Origin of the sequence: Streptomyces sp. NBC_00104 (assembly GCF_045160825.1) — a bacterium.
Taxonomy (GTDB): Bacteria; Actinomycetota; Actinomycetes; order Streptomycetales; family Streptomycetaceae; genus Streptomyces.
On record NZ_CP108215.1, the window covers coordinates 10,531,797 to 10,555,346 of the forward strand.

21 protein-coding genes and 2 pseudogenes are annotated in these 23,550 nt (G+C 71.3%); 13 read left to right on the forward strand and 10 right to left on the reverse strand.

Going from position 1 to position 23,550, the window contains the following annotated elements; translation table 11 throughout:
* The first annotated feature begins 2 nt into the window (after positions 1-2).
* Both OG272_RS45965 and OG272_RS45970 read left to right on the forward strand, forming a co-directional pair.
* Complete coding sequence (locus tag OG272_RS45965) at positions 3-419, forward strand: arsenate reductase ArsC (RefSeq protein WP_405895957.1); 417 nt, start codon at positions 3-5, stop codon at positions 417-419.
* The gene (locus tag OG272_RS45970; RefSeq protein WP_405895958.1) at positions 416-793 is read left to right on the forward strand and encodes a VOC family protein; all 378 of its coding nucleotides are present in this window, start codon (positions 416-418) and stop codon (positions 791-793) included. Before OG272_RS45965 ends, OG272_RS45970 begins: the two co-directional genes overlap by 4 nt.
* Positions 794-848: 55 nt before the next feature.
* Here the strand turns inward: OG272_RS45970 and OG272_RS45975 are convergent, their stop codons facing one another.
* Both OG272_RS45975 and OG272_RS45980 read right to left on the reverse strand, forming a co-directional pair.
* Complete coding sequence (locus OG272_RS45975; protein ID WP_405895959.1) at positions 849-1,568, reverse strand: cation transporter; 720 nt, start codon at positions 1,566-1,568, stop codon at positions 849-851.
* The gene (locus tag OG272_RS45980) at positions 1,568-1,903 is read right to left on the reverse strand and encodes a metalloregulator ArsR/SmtB family transcription factor (RefSeq protein WP_327726245.1); all 336 of its coding nucleotides are present in this window, start codon (positions 1,901-1,903) and stop codon (positions 1,568-1,570) included. The genes OG272_RS45975 and OG272_RS45980 overlap by 1 nt, the downstream gene beginning before the upstream one ends.
* Positions 1,904-2,542: 639 nt before the next feature.
* Between OG272_RS45980 and OG272_RS45985 the strand changes: the two genes are divergently transcribed.
* The 3 genes and pseudogenes from OG272_RS45985 (at position 2,543) to OG272_RS45995 (ending at position 4,454) form a co-directional block, all read left to right on the forward strand.
* Positions 2,543-3,076, forward strand: a complete 534-nt coding sequence (locus OG272_RS45985; protein ID WP_405895960.1) for an AAA family ATPase — start codon at positions 2,543-2,545, stop codon at positions 3,074-3,076.
* A gap of 909 nt (positions 3,077-3,985) precedes the next feature.
* Positions 3,986-4,198: pseudogene (locus OG272_RS45990) on the forward strand (lipase family protein); the annotation flags it as partial.
* A gap of 124 nt (positions 4,199-4,322) precedes the next feature.
* Positions 4,323-4,454: a hypothetical protein gene (locus tag OG272_RS45995; protein WP_405895961.1), complete on the forward strand. Its 132-nt coding sequence runs from the start codon at positions 4,323-4,325 to the stop codon at positions 4,452-4,454.
* A 160-nt stretch (positions 4,455-4,614) separates the two neighbouring features.
* On the opposite strand, the gene OG272_RS46000 is transcribed toward OG272_RS45995, so the two are convergent.
* Positions 4,615-5,754 carry a GDSL-type esterase/lipase family protein gene (locus OG272_RS46000; RefSeq protein WP_327732030.1) on the reverse strand — a complete coding sequence of 380 codons (1,140 nt, stop codon included), beginning with the start codon at positions 5,752-5,754 and terminating at the stop codon, positions 4,615-4,617.
* Positions 5,755-5,824: 70 nt separating this feature from the next.
* Positions 5,825-6,373, reverse strand: a complete 549-nt coding sequence (locus OG272_RS46005) for a YciI family protein (RefSeq protein WP_327726243.1) — start codon at positions 6,371-6,373, stop codon at positions 5,825-5,827.
* Positions 6,374-6,797: 424 nt separating this feature from the next.
* On the opposite strand from OG272_RS46005, the gene OG272_RS46010 reads away from it, so the two are divergent.
* On the forward strand, positions 6,798-7,391 hold the full coding sequence (locus OG272_RS46010) for a TetR/AcrR family transcriptional regulator (RefSeq protein ID WP_326585976.1): 594 nt from the start codon (positions 6,798-6,800) through the stop codon (positions 7,389-7,391).
* Between the two features lie 20 nt (positions 7,392-7,411).
* Here OG272_RS46010 and OG272_RS46015 read toward each other — a convergent pair whose 3' ends face one another.
* Positions 7,412-8,449 (reverse strand): Lrp/AsnC family transcriptional regulator, encoded by a 1,038-nt coding sequence (locus OG272_RS46015; RefSeq protein WP_326585306.1) that lies wholly within the window; start codon positions 8,447-8,449, stop codon positions 7,412-7,414.
* A 143-nt stretch (positions 8,450-8,592) separates the two neighbouring features.
* On the opposite strand from OG272_RS46015, the gene OG272_RS46020 reads away from it, so the two are divergent.
* On the forward strand, positions 8,593-9,747 hold the full coding sequence (locus OG272_RS46020; protein WP_405896142.1) for a lactate 2-monooxygenase: 1,155 nt from the start codon (positions 8,593-8,595) through the stop codon (positions 9,745-9,747).
* 348 nt (positions 9,748-10,095) lie between these two features.
* Positions 10,096-10,440, forward strand: a complete 345-nt coding sequence (locus OG272_RS46025) for a hypothetical protein (RefSeq protein WP_327732028.1) — start codon at positions 10,096-10,098, stop codon at positions 10,438-10,440.
* A gap of 8 nt (positions 10,441-10,448) precedes the next feature.
* Here the strand turns inward: OG272_RS46025 and OG272_RS46030 are convergent, their stop codons facing one another.
* Positions 10,449-11,219 (reverse strand): SDR family NAD(P)-dependent oxidoreductase, encoded by a 771-nt coding sequence (locus tag OG272_RS46030; RefSeq protein ID WP_327726242.1) that lies wholly within the window; start codon positions 11,217-11,219, stop codon positions 10,449-10,451.
* A 202-nt stretch (positions 11,220-11,421) separates the two neighbouring features.
* On the opposite strand from OG272_RS46030, the gene OG272_RS46035 reads away from it, so the two are divergent.
* Both OG272_RS46035 and OG272_RS46040 read left to right on the forward strand, forming a co-directional pair.
* Positions 11,422-12,036 (forward strand): TetR/AcrR family transcriptional regulator, encoded by a 615-nt coding sequence (locus tag OG272_RS46035; protein ID WP_327726241.1) that lies wholly within the window; start codon positions 11,422-11,424, stop codon positions 12,034-12,036.
* 85 nt (positions 12,037-12,121) lie between these two features.
* Positions 12,122-12,232: pseudogene (locus OG272_RS46040) on the forward strand (AAA family ATPase); the annotation flags it as partial.
* Positions 12,233-12,513: 281 nt separating this feature from the next.
* Here the strand turns inward: OG272_RS46040 and OG272_RS46045 are convergent.
* The 4 genes from OG272_RS46045 to OG272_RS46060 form a co-directional block, all read right to left on the reverse strand.
* On the reverse strand, positions 12,514-13,305 hold the full coding sequence (locus OG272_RS46045; protein WP_327726240.1) for a carbon-nitrogen hydrolase family protein: 792 nt from the start codon (positions 13,303-13,305) through the stop codon (positions 12,514-12,516).
* An 819-nt stretch (positions 13,306-14,124) separates the two neighbouring features.
* Entirely contained in the window at positions 14,125-15,159 is a 1,035-nt protein-coding gene (locus OG272_RS46050; protein WP_405895962.1) for an NAD-dependent epimerase/dehydratase family protein, read from the reverse strand.
* A 143-nt stretch (positions 15,160-15,302) separates the two neighbouring features.
* Positions 15,303-15,992, reverse strand: coding sequence for a ScbR family autoregulator-binding transcription factor (locus OG272_RS46055; protein WP_326585311.1), 690 nt, complete (start codon positions 15,990-15,992; stop codon positions 15,303-15,305).
* Positions 15,993-17,116: 1,124 nt separating this feature from the next.
* On the reverse strand, positions 17,117-18,112 hold the full coding sequence (locus OG272_RS46060) for a ScbA/BarX family gamma-butyrolactone biosynthesis protein (RefSeq protein WP_327726238.1): 996 nt from the start codon (positions 18,110-18,112) through the stop codon (positions 17,117-17,119).
* A 1,615-nt stretch (positions 18,113-19,727) separates the two neighbouring features.
* Between OG272_RS46060 and OG272_RS46065 the strand changes: the two genes are divergently transcribed.
* The 3 genes from OG272_RS46065 to OG272_RS46075 all read left to right on the forward strand — a co-directional run bounded on the left by OG272_RS46065 (position 19,728) and on the right by OG272_RS46075 (position 23,251).
* A complete protein-coding gene (locus tag OG272_RS46065; RefSeq protein ID WP_326573106.1) occupies positions 19,728-20,351 on the forward strand; it encodes a ScbR family autoregulator-binding transcription factor in 624 nt (207 codons plus the stop codon).
* A 697-nt stretch (positions 20,352-21,048) separates the two neighbouring features.
* On the forward strand, positions 21,049-21,876 hold the full coding sequence (locus OG272_RS46070) for an AfsR/SARP family transcriptional regulator (RefSeq protein WP_326573104.1): 828 nt from the start codon (positions 21,049-21,051) through the stop codon (positions 21,874-21,876).
* A gap of 427 nt (positions 21,877-22,303) precedes the next feature.
* Positions 22,304-23,251 (forward strand): phosphopantetheine-binding protein, encoded by a 948-nt coding sequence (locus OG272_RS46075; protein WP_328222125.1) that lies wholly within the window; start codon positions 22,304-22,306, stop codon positions 23,249-23,251.
* The last annotated feature ends 299 nt before the right edge of the window (positions 23,252-23,550 follow it).

Sequence of the window (23,550 nt, forward strand, 5' to 3'; positions counted from 1 at the left end):
CAGTGCCCGTTCCCCGTTCCCCGGTCGCCGAGGCACTGCTGCGTCACCGGACCGACGGTCACGTCGAGGTGGCAAGCGCCGGTAGCCACCCCAAACCCCGCATCCACTCCGACGCCGTACAGGTCCTGCGTGAACATCACGGCATCGACATCTCAGGGCAGCTTCCACGGCACCTGGACACCCTGCTCGGGCGACGATTCGACTATGTGATCAGCCTGTGCGACAAGGTCCGCGAGGTCTGCCCCGACTTCGGCGACCAGCCACGGCTGGTCCACTGGAGCATCCCCGACCCCACCGCGGCCACCAGCCCCGACCCGGTCGGCCACCCCGCGTTCGTTCGCACAGCAGCAGAGATCGACACCAGCATCCGCTACCTGCTGCCGCTGCTCACCCTCACGCCACAGGAGGTTCAGCCGTGACCACGCTCGACCAGTTCGCCAGCGTCCGCTACCTCGTCGACGACGTCCAGGCGGCCATCGACTTCTACACCACCCACCTGGGCTTCACCCTCCGCAGCCACCCCGCCCCCGCCTTCGCCGACGTGACCCGAGGGCCGCTGCGGCTACTGCTGTCCGGCCCGGCCAGCTCCGGCGCCCGCGCCACCCCCAGCGACCTCGGCGCCGGGCGCAACCGCGTCCACCTGACCGTCGACGACCTCGACGCCGAGATCGACCGGCTGCGTGGCGCCGGACTGACCTTCCTCAGCGAAGTGGTCTCGGGCCCCGGCGGGCGTCAGATCCTGCTCACCGACCCCGCCGACAACCTCATCGAACTGTTCGAACCCGCCCGCTGAGTGAAGCGCGTTCACCCCCGCCGCAAGCGAGTCACGGCAGCACTGGAGCTGCCGATCATGTGCAGCAGGCGCACCCGGGACGGCAGCCGCACGCGTCGCTCACCTTGCCCGCGGCCGGAACCGTCGCGGCGGAGGGAGCGCAGCAGCCCTTGCCCTGCCAGGCGTCATGGCCTTCCTTGACGGCGATGGCTGCGATGACGAGGGCGGCCATCGGGTCGGCCCAGGACCAGCCGAGAGTGGCGTTGAGGACCAGGCCGACCAGGAGGACGGCGGAGAGGTAGGTGCACAGCAGAGTCTGCTTGGAGTCGGCGACCGCGCTGGCGGAGCCGAGTTCACGGCCGGCCTTGCGCTGGGCGGCGGACAGGAACGGCATCACGGCCAGGGACAGCGCCGCGATGACGATGCCGGGGATGGAGCGTGCGGCCTCTCCGGTGCCGGTCAGCGCCCGGGCCGCGTCGACGCTGACGTACGCGGCGAGCGCGAAGAAGGAGAGGGCGATGATCCGCAGGGCGGTCTTCTCCCGCGCCTCGCGCACCGCGTGCTCGCGGGCGGAGAACTGCCAGGCGACCGCGGCGGCGGAGGACACCTCGATGACGGAGTCCAGGCCGAAGCCGATCAGCGCGCTGGAGGAGGCGATCGTGCCCGCGGTGATCGCGACGACCGCCTCGATGACGTTGTAGGTGATGGTGGCCGCGACCAGCAGCCGTATGCGCTTCGCCAGCGCGTCTCGGCGGGCCGGGGACGGGGCTGTGCCGATGGATGTCTCCGCGGCCATCAGCAGCAGCCCTTCGTCTCCGCGTCCGGGCAGGTCTTGTCCGCCTCGACGGCCACCACGGCGGTGCGCAGGTGGCCCAGCGCGTGCCCGAGACGCTCGTCGGCGAGCTCGTAGCGGATACGCCGGCCGACCGGCACCGCGACGACCAGGCCACAGTCGCGCAGGCACGCCAGGTGGTTCGACAGCCGGGTCCGGGAGATCTCCAGGGCGTCGGCGAGGTCGGCGGGATGGGCCGGGGCCTCGCGCAGGGCGAGAAGGATCCGGCAGCGGATCGGGTCGGCGAGGGCGCGGCCGAACCGCGTCAGCACCTCGATGTCGGCGGCGAGAGTCAGCACACCATCGATAGTACACAGAATCCTGAATTCATAGAATCGTGAATCATGGAATGGTGAATCGTCGACTCCCGGAGCACGGGCGCCACGGGAGTGCTGCTCGTCCCGCCCGACGACGCTCGGCTGATCACGAGCCCCTCCTGCCCATCCGGTTGAGCGTCTTCGGCGTGCCCAGCCCGGCCGTTCCGCGCGACCAACTGCTGTTCAACGTCGTCGCCGGGTCTGGCGCCCCGTGGCGTTACCGCCACGACGGCGCCCTGCACGGCGACCTCGCCCCGCGCCTGTTTGCCGGGCACGCTGCCCGGCGTCGTCCTCGGCGCTGCCGTCTGGGGTCCTCGCCCTGCCAGGCCCGGACGTATTCCGGCTCCTGATCGCCACCCTGCCGCCACCCTGCCGCTGCCGCTGGGGTTGGGGCTGCGCGCCTTTGCCCGGCGCACCACCGGCCGCCGTCCGCTGGAGGGTTGGTGCCTCGCGCGCTCACCGGTATCGCGTGGGTGGTCGGCCTGGCGGCAGCACACCAGGTCACGCCCTCCGAGCACACGAGCTGACCATCCGCTGCTGCTCGTCCCGGCGCTGCTGACGCCATCGGTGCCGGGGAACGTGCCGGCGTTGTCACCTGTCGTCGGTAGCGTGGCAATCGTGATGGTGGGCTCTGATGAAACCCGGCTGGTCTTGTTGCGCGGCAACAGTGCGTCGGGGAAGTCGTCTGTCGCGGCCGGCCTGCGCGAGAGGTTCGGCCGGGGCCTGGCCCTGGTCGGCCAGGACAACCTGCGCCGCGTCGTGCTCCGCGAACACGACCGCCCGGGAGCGGCGAACATCGGCCTCATCGACCTGACGGCCCGCTACGCCCTGGACGCCGGATTCCACGTCGTCGTCGAAGGCATCCTGTACGCCGACCGCTACGGCGACATGCTCGCCCGGCTGCGCGCCGACCACCGCGGCCCGACCCATGGTTACTACCTGGACGTGCCGTTCGCCGAAACCCTCGCCCGGCACGCCACCAAGCCGATCGCGGACGACGTCAGCGAGACGCAGCTGCGCGACTGGTACCGGCCGCGCGATCTGCTGCCCGACGGTGTCGAGACCGTCATCGGTGTCGGCAGTGCTCTGGAGGAGACCGTCGGCCGCATCATGCTCGACACCGGCCTGGCCCACCTGCCCGCACGGGACCGCTGACCGCAACTGGCGGTGTTGCGGCGGGTGTTGAGCCAAGAGAGGGAGAGGGAGAGGGCGGGATGGGCAGCGCGGGCGCGGGCGGGGATCGGGGCGCGCTTGACCGTGATACGCGTCGGCCAGGGCGCCGAGCGCCGCGCCGTCGGCGGCGACACCGGCAGTGAAACAGTGAGCACGTGGCACCCCTGACCTGGGCAGGGGGCCCTCTCATGCCGGGGCTGCTGAGAACCCGCACACCGTTGCACCGTCGGCTCGCTGTGTGCCGGCCGACAGCACGAGACCCCGGGACGGGGCTTCCCGGGGTCTCTCTGTGCACTGGTGTGTCCGGCACGTTCAACGACCGCCACCGGCCTCGGTCACCCCCGATCCCCGGGTTCCCGCGTAGTGCTGCACAAGGTGATCGGGTGATGGTCCAGGCGCGTGTCGTCGATCGGGTGATGGTCCGGGCGCGTGTCGTCGATCGGGCGGCGGAGCCCGTGTGCGAAGGGCAAGGCGCCTGGCGGATCTCGTGCGGGCGTATCCCAGCCGAGGTGCGAGGAACTTCAGCGATGTCTGTGCCGTCGACCATTGATCACCGGGCCACCGGCTACAGCCTGGCTCACGCCTACTGGCTGGCCAAAGCATCCGACCTCGCCTATAAGGACGAGGCCACCATCGAGGAGCAGGCACGCGCCTGGGGCTTCGACCGGGTACGGCACCACCAGACCCGGTTCAGCCCGCCCTTCCCCTTGCAGGACACGCAGGCCTACGCCGCGGCCAGCGACCACATGATCGTCACCGCGTTCCGCGGTACGGAACCGGTCCAGATCAAGGACTGGCTCTCGGACGCCACCACACCACACCACACCGCCCCGCCCCGGGCCCGGCGGCACCGGATTCGTCCACCACGGCTTCGCCGACGCACTGGAATCGATCTGCCCCGACGTCGAGGACACCCTCGCGGAGTACCGCACCAACGGCCAGACCGGCTGGTTCACCGGCCACAGCCTCGGCGGCGCCTTGGCCATGCTCGCCGACGCCCGCAGGTACCTGGAGGAGCCGCGCCTGGCCGCGGACGGCGTGCACACCTACGGTCAGCCCCGCACCTGCGACCGACTCCTGGCCGCCGCCTACGACAAGGGCTTCAAGAACCGCATGTACCGCTTCGTCAACAACAACGACATCGTGCCCCAGATGCCCCCTCGAGCCTGTCTACACCCACGTCAGCGCACTGCGCTACATCGACTCCCGCGGCAGGCTGCGGGAGAGCATGCCGCTGCTCGGCTCACTCACCGACCGGGCCGGAGGCCTGGCCACCGATCCCCTGGCACCGGCCGGCGACGGGGTGCGCGACCACTTCATCAACGCCTATGTCACCGCTTTGGAGAAGACCCTGGCGTGAGGGGCCGGCGCGACGGCCACCTGTGCCGACGCCCTCCAGGGCCCAGCGCCGACCTGTGGCTGAACCAGTAGCCCCGTAGCCCGCCGACCAGCCGAGTCGGCCCTGGACGCCAGGTCGCCGAAGCTCCACACCCGGTGCAGGGTGTGGAGCTTCGGCTCACTCAGCGGAAGGGACCGTCGGTCGCGAAGGCGTGGGCTGCGAAGCGCTTGCCCATTCGACGGTACGCGGCGGCGGTGGGGTGAAGGCCATCGGCCAGGTCATCCGCCTCGTCCGGGCCGAGCAGCTCGCGTCCGTCGAGATGGTGGAGGTGGGGATCGGACGCCTGCCGTGCCGCGGCGATCCGGGCCAGCTCGGCACGGACCACCGCCAGCGACAACGCCCCGTCGGCCACATCGGCCGGGTCGCCCAGGGCAGCGAGCCTCCCGTCCGGGCCGGTCGCGGTCGGGCCGGGGGCCTCCTCCAGGGCCGGACAGCTCACCGGAGAGATCAACAGCAGCGGGGTGTCCGGGTGTCCATCCCGGATCGTGTCCAGGAATCCGTGTACCGCCGGGCCGAACGTCCGCAGCCGGAAGGCGGACAGGCTCACGATGTTGATGCCCACCTTGAGGCTGATCAGGTCGGCGGGCGTATCGCGGATCGTCCGGGCGACATAGGGATCCAGCAGCGCGTTGCCCGCCAGGCTGAGGTTGATCACCTCAACCCCTCCGAGCGCGGCTGCCACCACCGGCCAGGTCCCGGTCGGGCCGTCGGCCTCGATGCAGTGGCTGATCGAACTGCCGTGGTGCACCCAGCGGCGCCGCCCGTCCGGCAGCGGTGCCAGCACGTCGCCGTCAGCGCGCAGTGCCACCAGTTCCGTCGGGGTCTGCTGCGGCAGCCACAACTCGACGCTCTTCATGCCGGCCGGCAGCCCGGCGAACCGTACGGTCCCTGGCTCGCCCGGGATGAGTCGCTGTACGGCCCCGGGGCCCGCCATCCGCAACACGTTGCCCACCGGCGCCTGCTGACGCCCGGCCGAGGCGCCGTCCACCAGCAACTCCAGCATCCCGGTCGGGCGAGGGTGGGGGTCGGAGTCGAGCTGGCCGGTGGAGGTGAGTACCTCGAACTCCAAAGCGCGCGCATCGGTGCGGAACACCAGCCGCACCCCCGAAGGCATCACGGTCACCCCGTAGACCGACGGGTCCTGGTACTGCTCCTTGGTCCACGCGGGCAACCGGCGCGGCATCACCCCTGCCTGGGTGGTCTCCAGGTCCAGCGCACCCCGTAACTCCACCGGCCCGCCCACCAGGGGAACCGCCCGCATCGCCACCGTCACCGCTCCTGTCCGAGGCCAATGTGGACCGGAGACGACAGCAACCCGGTGCCTCCGCGCCTCATCGGCGCCCGCCGAACTCCCAGTCGTGGACCTCGATGTCCGCGTACCGGCCCGGAGTCAGGACGGCTCGTGCCGTGTCCGGATCCGGGGCCCTGAGCAGCGCCGCCGTACCCAGCCAGGTGTCGCCGTCGTCGGACAGCAGCGGCCCGTACGCGACCAGCTCGTCCCGGTCGAGCGGCAGGGCAAGGTCGGCGGCCGGGCCCTCTCCGAGGCCGAGCACCAGGTACCGGTTGCCGCCGGTCCGGCCACCGGGGAATTCCCACATGGTGCGCCCCAGCACGTTCCGCCACCGGCGCAGCAGCACGTCCCGGTACGCGCCGGCCTGGTAGTTGGGCTCGTCGAAGGCGAACGCGCGGGCGGCGGCGGGATCGGGCAGGTCGACGATGTGCACGCTGCCGGTGGGTGTTTCACCGTCATCGGCGAAGGTCGGGCCGCGAGCGATCAGCTCCTTCGCGTACCGGTCCATGTAGGACCAGTGCTCCTCCAGCAACTCCTCGCGTAACGCGAGGGAGCCGGGCCGATCACGGTGGTAGCAGAGGAACTCCATGACCACAGACCCTTCCCCACCAAGGGCACCATCGCAACTGGCTTTTGGCGACGATGATCCCGCGCTCCGAGCGAGGCAGCCTTCCGCCGATCGGCGTAGCCATACTGCCGCGCGGTCACCACCAAGTGGCTTGCGAACAAGGCTGCTTCGCAGCCGAGTGACAGAAACGGCGTCCGGCGCCGACGTCCCCGGTCCAGGACGCCCCACAGCCGCCCAAAGGAGTACGCACCTGACTTTGAGAACGGCCCTGAGGATCGCGGTACGAGCGCGATCACCGCGACGTTCCGGCCGGTCGCGGCATGACACGGCGCGCAGTGAGGACGCACCTGATAGCGGCGAAGCGCGCGGGTAAACGTCGAGTACCCGCCCACCGCTATCCTGGCGTGCGAACCTGCAGGTGAAGAGAGGAGAGCGCGTGCCCCGCATGGCGGCGAGCGACCGGAGGGCCGAGCTCCTCGAAGCGGCGATCCGGGTCATGACGCGGGACGGCGTGGCCAAGGCCACCACCCGCGCGATCGTGAACGAGGCCGGCATGCCCCTCGGGGTGTTCCACTACTGCTTCGACTCCCGGGAGCAGTTGCTCGAAGTGGTCACGCAGACGCTCACCGAGCGGTACGTCGCGGAGGCCCGCGCCCTGTTCACGCCGCACCGGGAGATCCGCGACAGCATCCTCGACAGCCTGCACGCGTTCTGGAAAGGGTTCGAGGCGAACCCGCGAGAACACCAGATCAGCTACGAGCTCACGCAGTACGCGCTGCGCAATCCCGGCTTCGAGAACGTGGCCAGACGACAGTACGAGATCTTCCTGAGCGCGTTCGCCTCCCTGCTCGACCTGGCCGCCGACAATGCCGGGATCGAGTGGACGGTGCCTGTACCGGTGCTCGCGCGATACGTGCAGTCGACGATCGACGGCCTCAACATCACCTGGCTCGTCGACCGCAACAGCGACGACAGCCAGGCGGCCCTCGAACTGCTTGCCGATCACCTCCTCCAGCACACCCGGCCCCGGGAGGCCTGAGCCCGGCGGGTCGGAACAGCTCATCCCGCGGTGGCGGACGTGCCCGGCTCGGACCACACGTCGGGCGGGACGACGCCGAGTGACCGGCCGCGCGGGTCGAGGACCCGGCCGAGGAGTTTGTCGTGGCGCAGGGTCATCGTGCGGTCGGTGACGACGAGGCCGGGATGGACGTCGCAGAGACGGGTCTCCAGCCGCAGCACATCGCTCACGGAGTGCAGAGAGGCCTGGACGACGAGGTTGTACTCGCCCGTGACGGCGGCGCAGTTGCGGACCTCGGGGAGACGGACGAGGGCGTGACCGATGGCGGACAGCTCCTTGACGGGGGCCGTGGCCCAGAACGTGACAGCGACGGGCCAGCCGCCGAGCGGGCGGGCGAAGTCGCAGCGGAAGCGGACCAGGCCGAGCTTGGTGAGCCGGTCGAGACGCCGCCTGACGGTGAAGGCGGTCGTGCCGAGCGCCTCCGCCAGGGCCTGGAAGGACGCACGACCGTCCTCGTGCAGCAGGCTCAGCAGGGTGCGGTCGCGCGAGGTGATCTCCTCGCCGCCCGTACTCCGGCGGGCGTCCCCTCCACCGGGCGGTGTGCCAAGCAGCGAGCGCTGTTCGGGATCCAAGGCGTCGATCTGCCATTGCCCGCCCTCGGCGAACATGTACGTGACGATCCTCGTGCGTACGGCGGAGATGCCCGGCACGGCCGAGAGGACGTCCAGGGTGTAGTGCGCCATCGCCGTGACGTCGGCGGTGCCCACGGTCGCGAGGAGCCGGTGGGTGTCCGCCGACCGCTCGACCGTGACCGCGTGCGGGTGACCCCGCAGCGTGCCGGCCACGGCGTTGGCCGTGCCGGCCGCGCAGTCGATCTCGACGAAGGCGACACAGAGGCGATGGAGCAGCCTGGGTCCGGGCGAGACCCCGACCCAGGCTTCACCCTGGTCGGCGAGCCGGCGGAAGCGGCGCGCCGCCGTGACGGCGTCCACACCGAGGGTCCGGCCCAGCCCGGTCCAGGAGGCGCGAGGGCGTAGCTGCAGGGCGTGGATGAGCGCGAGATCGCCTTCACTCAGCACGAGCACTCCTGTCCATATCCTGCATACGATGCTGCTACTGAGGCTGAATCCTGCACCTGGGCAGCCCGTACGGCAGAGTGTCGCACTCTGGACGCCCACAACACTCCCTGTGCGTGTCGCAGCCGAGCGATGAGGTGGCCGTCATGGCGTTCGCCGACTACCAGAACGAGATCTACCTGAACGGGCTGGGAGGGGTTCTGCCCCCGTTCCCGATGGACTTCGCGGAACTGGAGGCCAAGGCCCGCGCAGCGCTGTCGCCATCGGTGTGGTCCTACGTCGCCGGTGGCGCGGGGGACGAGCACACCCAGCGAGCCAACGTCACCGCCTTCACCCGCTGGGGGCTGATCCCGCGGATGTTCGTCGGCGCCGCACAGCGCGACCTGACCGTGGAGCTGTTCGGCATGACGCTGCCGTCCCCCGTGTTCCTCGCCCCGGTCGGTGTGATCGGACTGTGCGCCCAGGACGGGCACGGTGACCTGTCCACGGCTCGCGCCGCCGCGCGCACCGGCGTGCCCATGGTCGCCTCGACGCTGTCCGTCGACCCGCTGGAGACCGTAGTCGCCGAACTCGGTGACACCCCGGGCTTCTTCCAGCTGTACACGCCCACCGACAGAGCACTCGCCGAAAGCCTGGTCCACCGCGCCGAACGCGCCGGCTACCAGGGCATCGTCGTCACCCTCGACACCTGGATCACCGGCTGGCGCCCGCGTGACCTCGCGGTGTCCAACTTCCCGCAGCTGCGCGGCCACTGCCTGGCGAACTACTTCACCGACCCTGTCTTCCGGGCGGCGCTGCCCCGCCCGCCCGAGGAGGACCCGCAGTCCGCGATCCTCCACTGGACCCAGGTCTTCGGCAACCCGCTGACCTGGCAGGATCTGGACTGGCTGCGCTCCCTGACCGACCTGCCGCTGATCGTGAAGGGCATCTGCCATCCCGAGGACGCCCGGCGCGCTCGGGACGGCGGAGCGGACGCGATCTACTGCTCCAATCATGGGGGCCGCCAGGCCAACGGCGGCCTCCCCGCTCTCGCCGCACTGCCCGCCGTCGTCGAGGCGGCCGGTCTGCCGGTCCTCTTCGACTCCGGGGTCCGTAGCGGCGCCGACATCGTCAAGGCCCTCGCCCTCGGCGCGACGGCGGTCGGCATCGGCCGCCCCTACGCCTACGGCTGCGCGCTGGGCGGCACGGACGGAATCGTCCACGTCCTGCGCGCGCTACTCGCCGAGGCGGATCTGATCATGGCGGTCGACGGATACCGGTGCGTGGACGGCCTGGTTCCCGAGGCGCTTCAAGCCCTGTAGGCGGCAGGCCTGTGAGGAGCCGCCACGCGAGGGCCTGCCCCCGCGGCCATGTCCGTGAGTGACCGCGTGGTCCGGTGTGTGGCTGCGCAGGTCCTCAAGTGCGACCGACCTCTCTCTGTGCCTGCCGTCGCTCTCCGAGCGAAGACCGAGGAAGAAGCCATGTGTATGAGCCGGACGCGGGCGACACATGTGTCATCGGTGCCGGTCCGGCAGGGCTCGCGACGGCGCGGGCGCTGAAGGCGCGCAACCTGCCGGATCGGTGGTGGCTGGACGGTCGGGCGCGCGGACGGGCAGCGCGGCCGACACACCCATGTGCTGATGTGCTGATGTGCTCGGGATCGCAGTGGTATCCCGACATGCCCCGGCTGCCCGGAGGGATTCAGCGGCGAGGTCCGGCACGCGAACACGTATCGAGGCCCGGACGAGCTGCGCGGCAACCGGGTGCTGGTCGTCGGGCCCGGGGCCTCCGGACTGGACCTCGCCTGCAGTCGGTCACGCGGCGGACGACGGTCGGCGCCCCACCGAGCCGTCTGCCCAGCGGGACCGCGGAGTGACAGCGGGCGGTGGTGCGGCTCTCGCACTCGCGCCGCCGAGTGGGTTGCTTCGTCGCGTATCGGGTCAGGTGCTGGGTGTCCTCGGCGCTCGGTATGTCCTGGACGCGGATGGCGCCGATGTCCGGAGCGGTGCCTCTGAGGAGCGCTCTATCCGTAGGCCAGTTTCCGGAGTATCAGGGAGGCGAGCGGTGTCGGCAGAGCACGCAGGGTACGGACCAGAGCCGCTGTGGGCCAGGGGAAGTACGCCTGGGCCGGTTCGTTCTCCAGGGCGTGTATGACATGCCGTGCCCCACGTTCCTCGCTGATCTCGAAAGGCTTGGGCAGCCCGTCCTCGCTGATGCGTGCTGTGGCCACGAAGCCCGGATGGATGGTGGTGAACCGGATTCCCCGGGGCCCCAGTTCGACACGCGCAGCGTCAAGGAGGGTGCGTGCGGCGGCCTTGGCGGCCGAGTACGGGCCCTGGCGGGGAATGCCTATGAGCCCGGCGAGGGAGTTGGTGTGGGCGATCAGGCCGCCGTCGCGCTGCCGCAACATCTGTTCGGTCAGCGGGATGAGGTAGTTGACGACGACGTCGTAGTTCAACGCCATGATGCGTGAGACATCGGCGACAGAGACCTCGTCCATGGCCATGTCCGGTCCGTCACCGGCGTTGAGCAGCGCGATGTCGACGGACCCGAACTCCCTGGTGGCGGCCGCCACCACGTCGGCCGCCTCCCGCGCGTCGAGGGCGTCGGCCGCGATGTCCAGGCAGTCGCTGCCCGCGGCCCGTACCTGCTCCGCGAGCCTGGCCAGTTCGGGGGCGCGCCGGGCCGTGATGACCAACCGGTTCTTGCCGGGGGCGAGTTGGCGCGCCACTTCCGCGCCGATGCCCGAGGACGCGCCGACGATCAGGATCGTACGGTCGGTGATCCTTGCCATGGTGTTCCTGTTCTCGAAGGTAGGGCGAGCGTCGCGGGACGCGGGAGAAGGGGAAGCCGACGGTGCCTCCAGAGGTGATCATGCCCGCGCGTGTTCCCGATACGGTCGCTCACCGTTCAGGAGTGAGTCAAGTGTCCAAGACGTTCGTCTTGGACACGGTGGTAGCCTGTGGGTCGACCCGATCTGGAGGAGCGGCAGCCGAATGGCCCGTATGGCGCTGAGGGAACGGCGGGAAGAGCTCATCGCCGCGGCGATCAGGGTGGTGACCCGGGAGGGCGTCGCCAAGACGACGACCCGCTCCATCGTCCGCGAGGCGGGCATGACCCTCGGCGTCTTCCACTACTGCTTCGATTCACGTGAAGACCTTCTCGAACAGGTGATCACGCGTATCACGGACGATTTCGTGATCGCCTTCCGGCAGGCGTGTGCCGGGGAGACGGAGCTGCGTCCGGCCGTCGAGAAGAGCCTGAGCGCCTTCTGGGACGGCGTGCAGGCCGGCCCCGGCGAGCATCTGGCCGGTCACGAACTGGCCCACTACGCCTTGCGGCAGGCGGGTATGGAGAAGCTGGCGCGCCGTCAGTACCGGCACTACCTGGACGTCCACGAGGATCTCGTGACGGACATCGCCGCGAAGACCGGCGTCCGGTGGACCGTCCCGGGCCCGGTCCTCGCCCGCTACCTGAACTCGGTCCTGGACGGGCTCACGATGTGCTGGCTCATCGACCGCGACACCGAAACCAGCCGCGCGGTCCTGGATCTCACCGGCAGGCACCTGGAGACCCTCGCTGTGAGCCGTACGGACGCGCTGTCGGCCTGAGCCGGACCGGTAGCACGGAGCGCCCGGCCGGTCGGGCCGCCGAGCCCGCCCGGCCGGCGTTCCAGGCCCGTCCGTCAGCCGAACAGATCCGGTTCCGTTCGGCGGCAACATCATCGAGACCGGCACCGACTCCTACCGACTGGCCGCCACCAGCGCCCGCGCCGAACAGCAGGCCGCCCGGGCCGCCGCGGGCTGACAAAGACGGCGCCGTCCTACGGGGCCCGGGCACGTCGGCGCTCTTTTGCCCGGCCGGCGAGGCGTTGACGCGCCCGCCCGGGTGCTCACGAGTGCCTCTGATCAGGGACGTCCCGGCGCTTTGCAGGTCGTTTCCCGTGAGGTGTGTGATCGTTCCCCGCCAGGCTGGGTCAACTGCCTCGGAGGGCCCCTTCATCGAGGTGTCCGTATCTGTGGGCCGTGCGGCACTGACTCCAGTCAAACTGCAAGGTCGAACGACTCAACCGAACCCTGCTCGACAACTCACGAACAAGTTTTCAGGCGTTGCGCGAGCAATGGCGTGGCTTCGGCGGGATCGATGTCGCAGACCAACAGCCCGGGCTTTCCGTAAGGTTGATGGCTAAGCAGCGTGCCGTCCGGCCGCACTACGGCGGATGTCGTGGGCGATCCCGGGCTCGCGCAGTTGACGGCGGCGATGTAGCAATTGTTCTCGGCGGCGCGACATAGAAATGCCCTCTCGTGAAAGGAGTTTCTCGGGTCGGCGAATTCAGTTGGCTGAAACGCGCCGGTCTCTGCTTCGCTATAGTGCGGGTGGAACACCAACTGGGCGCCGTTGCAAACGGCCCAGCGTACTGTCTCCGGATAGCGAAAGCCCTCGTGGCAAATCGCGATGCCGAAGCGGAAGCCGTCGACTTCGAATATCCGGCGATCGCTGCCCGCCTCGTATATGGAATCTTCTGCTGGGTCGAGCTGCACCTTGTCCTGATAACCCGCTCGACCGCCGTCGGGCCGAAGCACGAGCGTGGTCAGACGTGGCTTGTCGGAAACGTACCGCTCCGTACCGAGCACCACGTAGATGTGGCTCTCCCGCGCGGCCTGGGCGATGCGCTCGTGCGCAGCTTCCAAGAAGTTGGCGCTCACGGCCTTACGCGATCGCGGCGGCCATGGGTAGCCCGGCACGTACGCTTCCGGGAAGCACACGATACGCGCGTCGGCAGCAGCAGCGGCTCTGACCGCGCGCTCGGCTCGCACCACGGAGTCTTCTGGATTCTCGGGAATTTCGAGGTTGGCGAGCGCGATGCGAAGTCTTGTCATGCGACTCATTGTGCTGCACAGCCCGGACACGCGAGGGGGCGATCCGGCTGCACTGCCCAGCGGCCGGGCCGTCGCCTTCGGTGAATTGTTCGCGCCGCGACCGGCTCTGCCCCACCACACCACGTCGCTCCGGACCACCGCCCGCTGTGATCAACCTCGCCGACAGCCGCACACGCGCCCCGCACCTCAGCCGACCCCGCTGATTTCGCCCCATGGCTTGTCCAACGCATCACCTGCGGACGGGATGCACTCGCGAGTCCCAGAGTTCAGAAACAGGCTCTGCCCCGGCACGGGCTCAATCCGTCGCAGCGGGCCCGCCAGGTGGAGTCATTTCTCACCTACAAAATCGGGTCCCTCAGGCACCGGGTGGAGTCAGAACTGACCTACAGGTGGCGTCAACCGTCACCTACGAAGCCACTGGAGAGGGGCCCGGCATTCTCAACTGGATGGTCCTGCAAGCTCGTTGCTTCTGAAGTGAGGAGGTGGGCTGCACCGGGTGTGACGCCTCCGGGGCGCCGCAACGGCGCCGCAACGGCGTCATGCGGGGGCCGGGGGCCGGGGGCCGGGGGCCGGGGGCCGGGGGCCGTACAGGCCGTTCATCGGCGAGTCCTGAGGCATGGGTCCGGACCTGGGGCGGAACAAGCGCGTCTCTCCCACAGGGGCGCGGTGCAATGGGTGCCGTGACAGCGCGGTCTGGGGGAGGCCCGCTGTGCTCGACGGTGCGGCGGCGGGGGATCGCGCCGCCTGGGTGGCGGTGGCCGGGGCCCGGCTGCAAGGGGGGGCGGGGGGCGTCTGCCCGGGGGCTTCGGGTGGCTTCTGTCAGGCTTCGTGGTTCAAGTGCTGTGCGTACCAGGCGGAGCAGGCGGCGAAGCGCTCGTCGAAGCCCGGGCCCGGGTCCAGTTCCGTGTGGTGCCAGATGTGACTGGTGTCGAACCAGTGGTCCTCGGTGAGCAGGGCGTACTGGTGGGCGGAGAGTTCCGGTATCCGTTGTCTCACCAGCCCGCGGTGTTCGCTGATCGGCACCCGCTGGATTTCCGGCAGGCGCAGGAGGGTCCGCAGGCGTGCGAGCAGGCTGTCCATGGGCAGCAGCCGCGGGTCGGCCACGTGATAGGTGTCGTCGTTGCCGTGCGGGCGGGGCTGCCGCGACAGAGCTGCGATGACTCGGGCGAGATCCTCGACCGCTATGACGGAGGATCGGGGCGGTGTTCCGTCCGGCCAGGACGGCACCTGCCGAAGAACGCGGGCCACGGTGGGTACGAACCAGCGGTCCCCGGCACCGTATATGAGGTGAGGGCGCAGGACAGTGCCGCCTGCGGCCCGTACGGCTTCCTCGGCGCGTAGGCGTGTGGTGCTGGCGGGTGAGACCGGCGAAGGCTCCAACTGCCCCTCGTGCGGGCCGCGGTGGGGGCCCATCCCGTAGATTGAGGCCGTGCTGACGTAGATGAAGTGCCGGACTCCGTGTCGGCGGGCCTCGGCCAGCAGGGCTTGTGTGCCCAGGTGGTTGATGTCGTGGCACTTGTGCCGGTCGCGTCCCACGTAACTGGCGGCGTGGATCACCGTCGCGACTCCCGAGCAGACGTCACGCAGGGTGAGGGGGTCGGCGAGATCGCCGGCCACATGCCGCACTCCGGTGGCTTCGGCCGCCTGGGGCGGTCTTCGGGACAGTACGCGCAGGGGCCTCGGGCCGTGTGCGGGATGTTCTCGGGCCAACTCCTTCAGTACGGCGCTGCCGATGAATCCTGTGCCGCCCACCACCAGGATCGCGTCGGTGTCGGTACTCGTCGTGGTGGCGCGGTTGTCGGTCGTCGACGTCCGTGTGGGCCCGGCCGTACTTCTAGGGGAAATGAAGGCCATCTCAACCCTCCTGGGTATGCGTGGTGTTCATGTTCACCCGCTTCGCAGAAAAAACCGCTCGCCTGGTATGTTTTGGGGGCTTGTGTGTGTGATGTGTGCGCGGATTGGGTTGCTTGTTCGGCTTTGCGGTGCTGCGTGGGGTGTTAGGAGTGCGTGCCGCCGCTGGCATCGAGGTGTGTGGTGGTGGGTTGGTTTTGGGGTTGTTGGGTTTCTTGGTGGACGTGGGCGCCGCGGGTGGGGGTGAGGTGGAGGTTGGTGATGATGGGGGGTTGGGTGATGGTGGGGAGGAGGTGGCGTAGGAGGTGGGTGGCTCGGGTGGTGAGGTCGTTGTAGTCGGTGAATGCTTGGGACATGGATTGGATGCCGGCGAAGGAGCCGACGATGACGTCGGAGGTGGTGGGGGGGTGGATGTGGGGGAGGAGTTCGCCTTGGGTTTGGGCGTTTTCGAGGATTTCCTGGATGAGTTGGCTCCAGCGTTGGAAGGGGCCGGTGCGGTCGAGGGTGGTGGCCATTTGGTCCATGGCGAGGCGGACGCTGGCGCGGACCATGGGGTCGGTCTGGAGGCGGTGGGCGTGGAGCATGACGATGTCGACGAGTTCTTGTGTTCTGCAGGGTCTGCGGGGGATGTGGAAGTGGTTGTCCTGGGCGTCGAGGACGCCGAGGGCGAGTTCTTCTTTGGATCGGAAGTGGAAGTAGAGGGCTCCTTTGGTGACTCCGGCGCAGTTGAGGATTTCGGAGATGGTGGCGGCTTGGTAGCCGCGTTCTTCGAATACTTTGGCTGCGGCGAGGAGGATGGTTCGGTGTGTGCGGATGGCCCGGTCCTGTTTTGCCATGCGGTCTCCCCGTGTGTGTCGTGGCTGACGGGCTCCGGTAAAGAAACCGCCTAGTACGTATATTACAGCGGGGGTGGGGTGGGGGGTGGGGTGGTCCGCTGTGCCGGGTGCGGTGAGCGGGGGGCCGGGGTGCGGGTGCCGGGGGTGGGTGCGGGCTGGAGGGGGAGACCGGCTGGGGTGCTGGGGTGCTGGGGTGCTGGGGTGCTGGGGTGCCGGGGTGTTGGGGTGCCGGGGTGCCGGGGTGCCGGGGTGCTGGGGTGTGGGGTGGTGGGGTGGTGGGGGTGTGCTTTCCCGGGTGGTGTGGTGGGTTGTCCGGGGGTGGGGGTGCGGCCGGTTCGTGTGGGTGATGTCCGCCGCGCCGGTCTGCTCCGGGCTGCCCTGGCCTGCCTCGGCCTGCCTCGGCCTGCCTCGGCCTGCCTCGGGCTGCCCTGGCCTGGGTCGGGCTGGGTCGGGCTGGGTCGGGCTGGCTCGGGCTGGCTCGGGCTGGCTCGTGTGTGGTGTGTGTGGTGGTGGGGTTTGGGGCTGTCGTAGTGGCTGGTTTGTTCCTGGCTGGCGCTGTTGTTTTGTTGCCGTGTCTTTGGGGGTGTGTGCCTGCGGGGGTGTGGGGTTCTGCCCGCGGGGGTGTTGGGGGGTGTCGGGCCTGCTCCCGGTGTGTGTGGTCTTGGCGGGCTTGGGTGGCGGGGGTTCCCCCGGGGTGCCTGACCTGCGCCCGCGGGTGTGGGGGGCTCCCGGGGGTCCGGCGGGCTTGGTTTTTCGGTGGCGGGGGTTCTCCCGGGGTGCCTGACCTGTGCCTGGGGGGTGTTGGGTTCCCGTCCCGGGGGGTGTTGGGCCTGCCCTGAGGGGTGTTGGGTCCGGCTTCCGGCAGCGGGGGGTGGGGGTGCCGGGGGTGTCGGGTCTGCCTTGGGGGTGTGTCTGTGGGGGTGTTGGGTCCGGCTTCCGGCAGTTGGGGCTGGGGGCTGGGTGCGGGCTGGAGGGGGAGACCGGCTCGGGTGCTGGGGTGCTGGGGTGCTGGGGTGCTGGGGGTGTGTCTGTGGGGGGGGTGGGTTGTTGGGTGTGGGGTGGTGGTGTGGGTGCCTGGTGTGTTGGTTGGTGTCTGTGGGGTGGGGTGGGGTGGTTTGTGCTGGTCAGTGGGGGGTGGGGGTTACGGTGCAGTGGAAGACGGGTTGGCCGTTTTGGTGGCCGGTGATCTGGACGGGTGTGTGGGGGCCGGGGTTGGGGCCGGGGTTGGGGGTGGGGGTGGCTTTGATGATGCAGGGGGTGTGGAGTTCGGCGTAGCGGTGGAAGGTGCTGGTGAGGGAGAGGGGGAGGAGGGGGTGGGGCAGGACGGTTGCGGTGGCCTGGCGGGCGGCTTCGATCAGGACCATGCCGGGCACGTGGTCGACGGGGTGGTCGAAGAGGACGGGGTGGCGGGTGTCGAGGCGTAGTTGCCAGTGGTGGGGTGTGGTGAGGGGGGTGAGGACGACGTCGGTGGGGGATGTGCGTCCGACGGTTTGTGGTGCGACGGGGGCGGTGAGGGGGAGGCGGGGGTGTGTGGTGGGGGGTGTGTGGGGGGTGCGGAGGCGCTGGTAGACGGTGGGGGAGGCGCAGGAGTAGGAGGCGCTGCCGGTGGCGAGGGGTTGTCCGTCGCGTCGGATCACTGCTTCGTAGCGCAGGGCTGCCAGGGTGCGGCCGCGGCGTTTGATGTCGGGGCAGGTGATGTCGAGTTCCAGGGAGGCGGGGGCGGCGCCGATGTGGAGCTGTTCGGGGTGTACGGCGATGTTGAGTTCCCACATCAGGAAGTGGTGGCCGAGGGGGACGCCGAATTCTGCGTGGGCCAGGAGTGAGCCGACCTGGCGGATTGTTTCGGCTGCGATGAGCGGGTCGTGGCGGCCTTCGACGGCGGTGAAGAAGCTGTGGGCGCGGGGCCATTGGGCTCTGACGGTGAAGCGGGTGTCGTCGGTGCGTTCCCAGCCGGTGAGCAGGACTTCCGCGACCGCTGCGCGGTGGACGAACTCTTTGGGGACGGTGGTGGTGAGGGCGAGGTGGTCGAAGGCGCCGGGGAGGCTGGAGGCCCCGGTGAGGGCTTTCGGCGGTGCTGTGCGGAGCGTTGGGTGTTCGACCTGGAATGTGCTCGCGGTCATTGATCCCCCTTGAACACGACTGTGGGAGGTGGGCCGTCCGGCCCCCTGGCGGGGGCCTTGGGGCCCTCTGGGCGCCCCAACATACATACCAACCGGTTTTGTTTCTAGCGGTAGCCGGGACTCCGCTAATCCGGAACGGGGGGGTGTGCGGTGGGGTGTGTCCGGGGGGTGCGGGCGGCGGTTGCCGCGCACTTGGGCGGGGTGAGGGTGCGGGCGCGGCGGGCCGGGCGGGGCTCAAGCGGAACCAAGGGTTTTCTCCAGGGCGGCGGTGGAGCATGGCCGGCGGGAGGGATCCATGGACGGGCGTGGTGGAGCGGCCCCGGTGCTGCGGGTGGAGTGCGGTGGGGCCGGTGGGAGGGGACTGGCGGCCGTTGCCGTGGTGCTGTTCGTGCTGTTCGTGCTGTGCGGCGGCCCGGCTGTCCGGGCGGCGGGGCCGGCCGGCGGTGCTGGTGCGGGGGGCGGGCCGGGCTGGTGCGGGGGGCGTGATGGCTGCCGGCCGCCGGGGAGTTGGCGGTGAGGGGGAGCGGCTGCGCGGTACGGCGGAGCGTGCGGCCGGCTGCCGGGCCGGGAGCGGGGGCGGGATCTCCTTCGGTCTGTCGCGGAAGGGGTCTGGCGTGGCGGGTGCCGTCCGGTGTGCGGGGGCGGCACCGGGGGCCGGTGTGCGGGCTTGGGCCGCGTGCGGCGGGAGGGCGGGCGCGGCGCGGCAGGTGGGGGGCGGCGCGGCGGCCCGTAAGCGGAGCGGTCCGCCCCGCGTCCGGGTCCCGGCGGTGGGGCCGGGCGGCCGCGCGGTCCGGGTCTCTTCGGCGGGGCCAGGGCGGTCCGGGGCGGCGTGTGGCGGGTGCCGGGCCGGTGGGGGGACGGGCCGTACCCCGTTGGTGTGATGGCCGGGCGGGGGCGGGGCGGGGCCTGCGGGCGGTGTCTGCCGGTGTCCGGGGCGTGGGTGTCCTCGGTGGCGTGCCGGGGTTTCGCGGGCGGGGCCGGGCGGGGGCGGGGCGGGGCGGGGTTGGCGTGGTGCCGCTGGGTGTGTGCCGGGGCGCGGGCCGGGGGCGGACTCCTGCGTGCGGCGCGGGCGGGGGCCCTGCGCCGGCTGGTCGGTGGCAAGGCCTACGGTGGTGGGTGCGTCGTGAGGGACGGTGTGCCCGCCGGTACGGGCCTGGCGCGCGCGTGGACGCACCTGCGGGGACGCGGGTGCGGGGACGGTCTGCCAGTGCCAGTGCCAGTGCCAGTGCCAGTGCCAGTGCCAGTGCCAGTGCCAGCGTCGGCGTCGGCGCGGTGCCGGAGCCGGGGTTCCCCCGGGCGGGCGGGCGGTCACGGTGTGCCGGGCCGGGGCGGGGTGCCCCGGCCGCGCGGCCGGGGCACGGCCTGGCCGGCCACGTCACCGGCCGGTGACACGGCCGGTGACGTGGCCGTGTCGCCGGGCGGCGGGCTGTCGGCGTCCGGTGCGTGGCCGGTCCGTCCGGGTCCGGTGCTGCGCGGGTGGGGCGTGGCGCGCCGGCCCGTGCGCGGACACGCCCGACCCGCCCTCGTGTGATGAGCGAACCGATGATCCACCGGACGCCGCACGCCCTGTTGCCGGGGGTGCCGCGGGACCGCAGTGCCAGCCAGGAGACAGCCGATGGTCAAGCAGGAGCGCGCGGCCCGTACCCGCGGGGCACTCATCCGTGCCGGGGCCGAAGTGTTCGCGCAGGAGGGCTTCGCGCCCGCTTCGCTGTCGGCGATCAGCAGACGGGCGGGGGTCAGCAACGGTGCGCTGCACTTCCATTTCGCGAGCAAGAAGGCGCTGGCGCAGGCGGTCGAGGCCGAGGCGCTGGAAGGGATGCGGCAGGTCGTGCGTGATGCCCTGCGCCAGGACGGCGGCCCTCTGCGGGTGCTGGTGGAGGCGACGTACGGCCTGATGGGCCGGATCGCCGATGACGTCGTGGTGCGGGCGGGGTTCGAGCTGGGCGGCGGTCCGCGCCGCCGGGAGGGTTCCTCGCTGCGGGGGGAGTGGCAGCGCTGGGTGGAGGAGACGCTGCTGCGCGCCGAACGGGACGGCTGGCTGGCCGAGGGGGTCTCCGCGGATGACGCCGCGACCGCCGTCGTGGCCGCCACGGTCGGCTTCGAGGTGCTCGCCGGCACGGACCGGGCGTGGCTCTCCGAGCGGAAGGTCACGGGGCTGTGGGGCCTGCTGCTGCCCCGGCTGACCGCCCCGCACGCCCTGGTGCCCGGGGACGCCGGCGACAGCGGGCCGCGGCGGTAACACCCTGCCGGACCGCTCCGGCCCTGCGCACTCCACCCGCACACACCCGGACACCCGTACCTCTCCCCGCCGGGAAGCCCCCTGCCCGTACACCCGGACACCCGTACGCCTCCGTGCGGTGAAGTGCCCGCGCTGGTACGCCTGTGCGTCTCCGCGTGCGGTGAAGTGCCCGCGCCGGTGCGCCCGTGCGTCTCCGCGCCGTGAAGTGCCCGCGCCGGTGCGCCTGTGCGTCTCCCCGCCGTGAAGTGCCCGCGCTGGTACGCCTGTGCGTCTCCGCGTGCGGTGAAGTGCCCGCGCCGGTGCGCCTGTGCGTCTCCGCGTGCGGTGAAGTGCCCGCGCCGGTGCGCCTGTGCGTCTCCGCGTGCGGTGAAGTGCCCGCGCCGGTGCGCCCGTGCGTCTCCCCGCCGTGAAGTGCCCGCGCCGGTAGGCCGGTGGGTCTCCGCGTGCGGTGAAGTGCCCGCGTTTGCCGTCGGCCGTCCCGGTGGCCGGGGGGTTTGCCGGGGCGTGTCTGCGGGGTGGGGCCGGAGGCGGTCGCGCGAACAAAAAACAGCACGGACGGTTTGATATTGACAAACCGTCCGTGCCGTTTTTTACTGGGGGGCATGCCGGCAGCGGCTCCGCCGGGACCAGGCGCGAAAAGGACTGACCACTTGCTCGCACTCGTGCAGGACTTCATGCAGCAAATGAGGGGGACGGCATGGACATCGCTGTACTGGGCGCGCTGGACGTCCGGGAGAACGGGGTCTCGGTGACTCCCACGGCGCCGAAACCGCGCCAGGTCCTGGCGCTGCTGGCCCTGCACGCCGACCAGGTGGTGCCGGTCGCCGCGCTGATCGAGGAACTCTGGGGCGAGCGGCCCCCGCGCAGTGCGCGCACCACGCTGCAGACCTACGTGCTGCAGCTGCGTGAGCTCATCTCCGCGGCCCTGGCGCGCGACGCGGCGGGCGCCCCGGCGCGTACGGCCAAGGATGTGCTGGTCACCACGCCGGGCGGGTACCGGCTCGACACCTGGGGCGGTGCCAGCGATGTCGGGGAGTTCGAGCGGCTGGCCGGCAGCGGGTACCGGGCCATGGACGCCGGTGACTTCGCCGGCGCGGCCCGCCACCTGCGCGAGGCCCTCGCGCTGTGGACCGGCGCCGCTCTGGCCGACATACAGACCGGCCCGCAGCTGGGGATGGAGACCAGGCGGCTGGAGGAGACCCGGCTGTGCGCGTTCGATCAGCGTATCGAGGCCGATCTGCGGCTGGGCCGCCACCGCGAACTGCTGGGCGAGCTCACCGTCCTGGTCAGCCGCTACGCAACCCATGAGAAGCTGCACGGCCAGTTCATGCTGGCCCTGCACCGCTCGGGCCGGCGCAGTGAGGCCCTCGACGTCTACCAGCGGCTGCGTAACGCCCTGGTCCGCGAGCTGGGCCTGGAGCCCTCGGCCGGGCTGCGCCGGCTGCAGCGCTCGATCCTGGTGGCCGGTCCGGAGCCGGCGCTCGATACGCCGGTGCGCAACGAGCGCCTCACCCGCGTCGGCTGACCGGCCGTCATGCCCTCAGCAGCGCGTGACCTCTCCCGGGGCAGGCGGGCGGGATCCGGGCCGGGGGCGGTACGGGCGCCGCTCCGGCCCCCGGGGCGGACGCACGGATGCGCGGGCGGCGGCCCGCGCCGGTCCTGTCCGGCAGCGGCCTACGTCCTGCCCCCGGCTCCGGCGCGACGCGGGCGGGTGGCGGGAGGGCCTGCCGCCGTCCCCGGCGGCGGAGCATCCCCGGGGACGCCCACGGCCGCCCCGCCCCGCCCCGGCCCGCCCCGGCCGGGGGCGGGGCCTTGGTGAAGCGGCCCTGAACGGCCACGCCCCTCGGCGCGGTGCCCGCCGCCCCCGGCGGCCGCGTCCGGCGGCCGCGTCCCGCACCCCCAGCAGCGTCCGTCGCCGGCCGGCCGGGACGGACCGTCCCTTGGAGTCACACATGATCGATGACAGCCGGCCGCTCCCGGCCGCCCCGCTCCCCGCCCCGCCGGCCGATCTGCTGACCGGACTCGTGGAGATCCTCGCCGCCGTGCTGCGGCTGAAGGCCGAGAAGATCGACCCCGGGCAGACGTTCCGGTCGCTGGAACTCGACTCGCTGCTGACCGTCGAGTTCGTCGCCACCGTCAACACCCGCTACGCCACGGACGTCAAGGCCGACGCCCTGTTCGACCACCCCACCCCCCTCGCGTTCGCCCGGTACGTGGCGGGCGAGCGGCAGACCCCGCACGCGGCTCCCTCCGGCCCCCCGGCCCGCGGCCGGCAGGCTCCCGCTCCGGCGGCGCTCCTGTGGCCCGGGCCCGCGTTCACGAAGCAAGCGGTCCTCGACGTGCTGCGCGAGGAACTGGCCCGCACCCTGTGCTGCGACCCGTGGGACATCGACACCACGGCCGCCTTCAGTCTCCTGGGCGTGGACTCCATCCTGGGGGCGGAGTTCGTGGCGGAGGTCAGGCGCATCTACGGTCTGCGGGAGCGGCCCGTCACGCTCTACGACCACACCAGCCTCGCGGCGCTGGCCGCCCACATCGCCGCCACCGCCACCGCCACCGCACCCGCATCCGCATCCGTCCCGGCACCCGTATCCGCATCAGTCGCCGCCCCCGCGGCCGCCATCGTCCCCGCACCCGCGGCCATCCCCGCACCCGCGTCCGCCACCGTCCCCGTCCCCGCACCCGCACCCGCCCCCGCGTCCGTGTCCGCTTCTGCACCCGCGTTCGCACCCGCGTTCGCGGCCGCTTCTGCGGCTGTCCCCGCGGTCTCGCTTCCGGTACAGGTCCCGGTGTCCGGTACGGCCGCCGGGGCGATCGGACTCGCTGCCCTCCTCGACGCCGTGTCCGACCACCGGATCTCCGTCGACGAGGCGCTCGAACTGCTGCCCCGGCGCGCCTGACGGCCGCGGACGATGGACGAACGCGAGATCCTCACCCGGCTCAGGGCCGGAACCCTCGACCGCGAGCAGGCCACCCGCCTGCTGACGCGGCAGACACGGCGCGGACCCGAAACCCCCCGGCCCGCACCCCCGTCCCCGCCCCCACCGGTGTCCCCTGCGGTACCCCCGGCCGCGCCCCCGTCCCCGGCCCCGCCCCTGTCCCCGGCCGCGCCCCTGTCCCAGGCGGCACCTGTGTCCCCGCCCCCACCGGTGTCCCCTGCGGTATCCCCGGCCGCGCCCCTGTCCCAGGCGGCACCTGT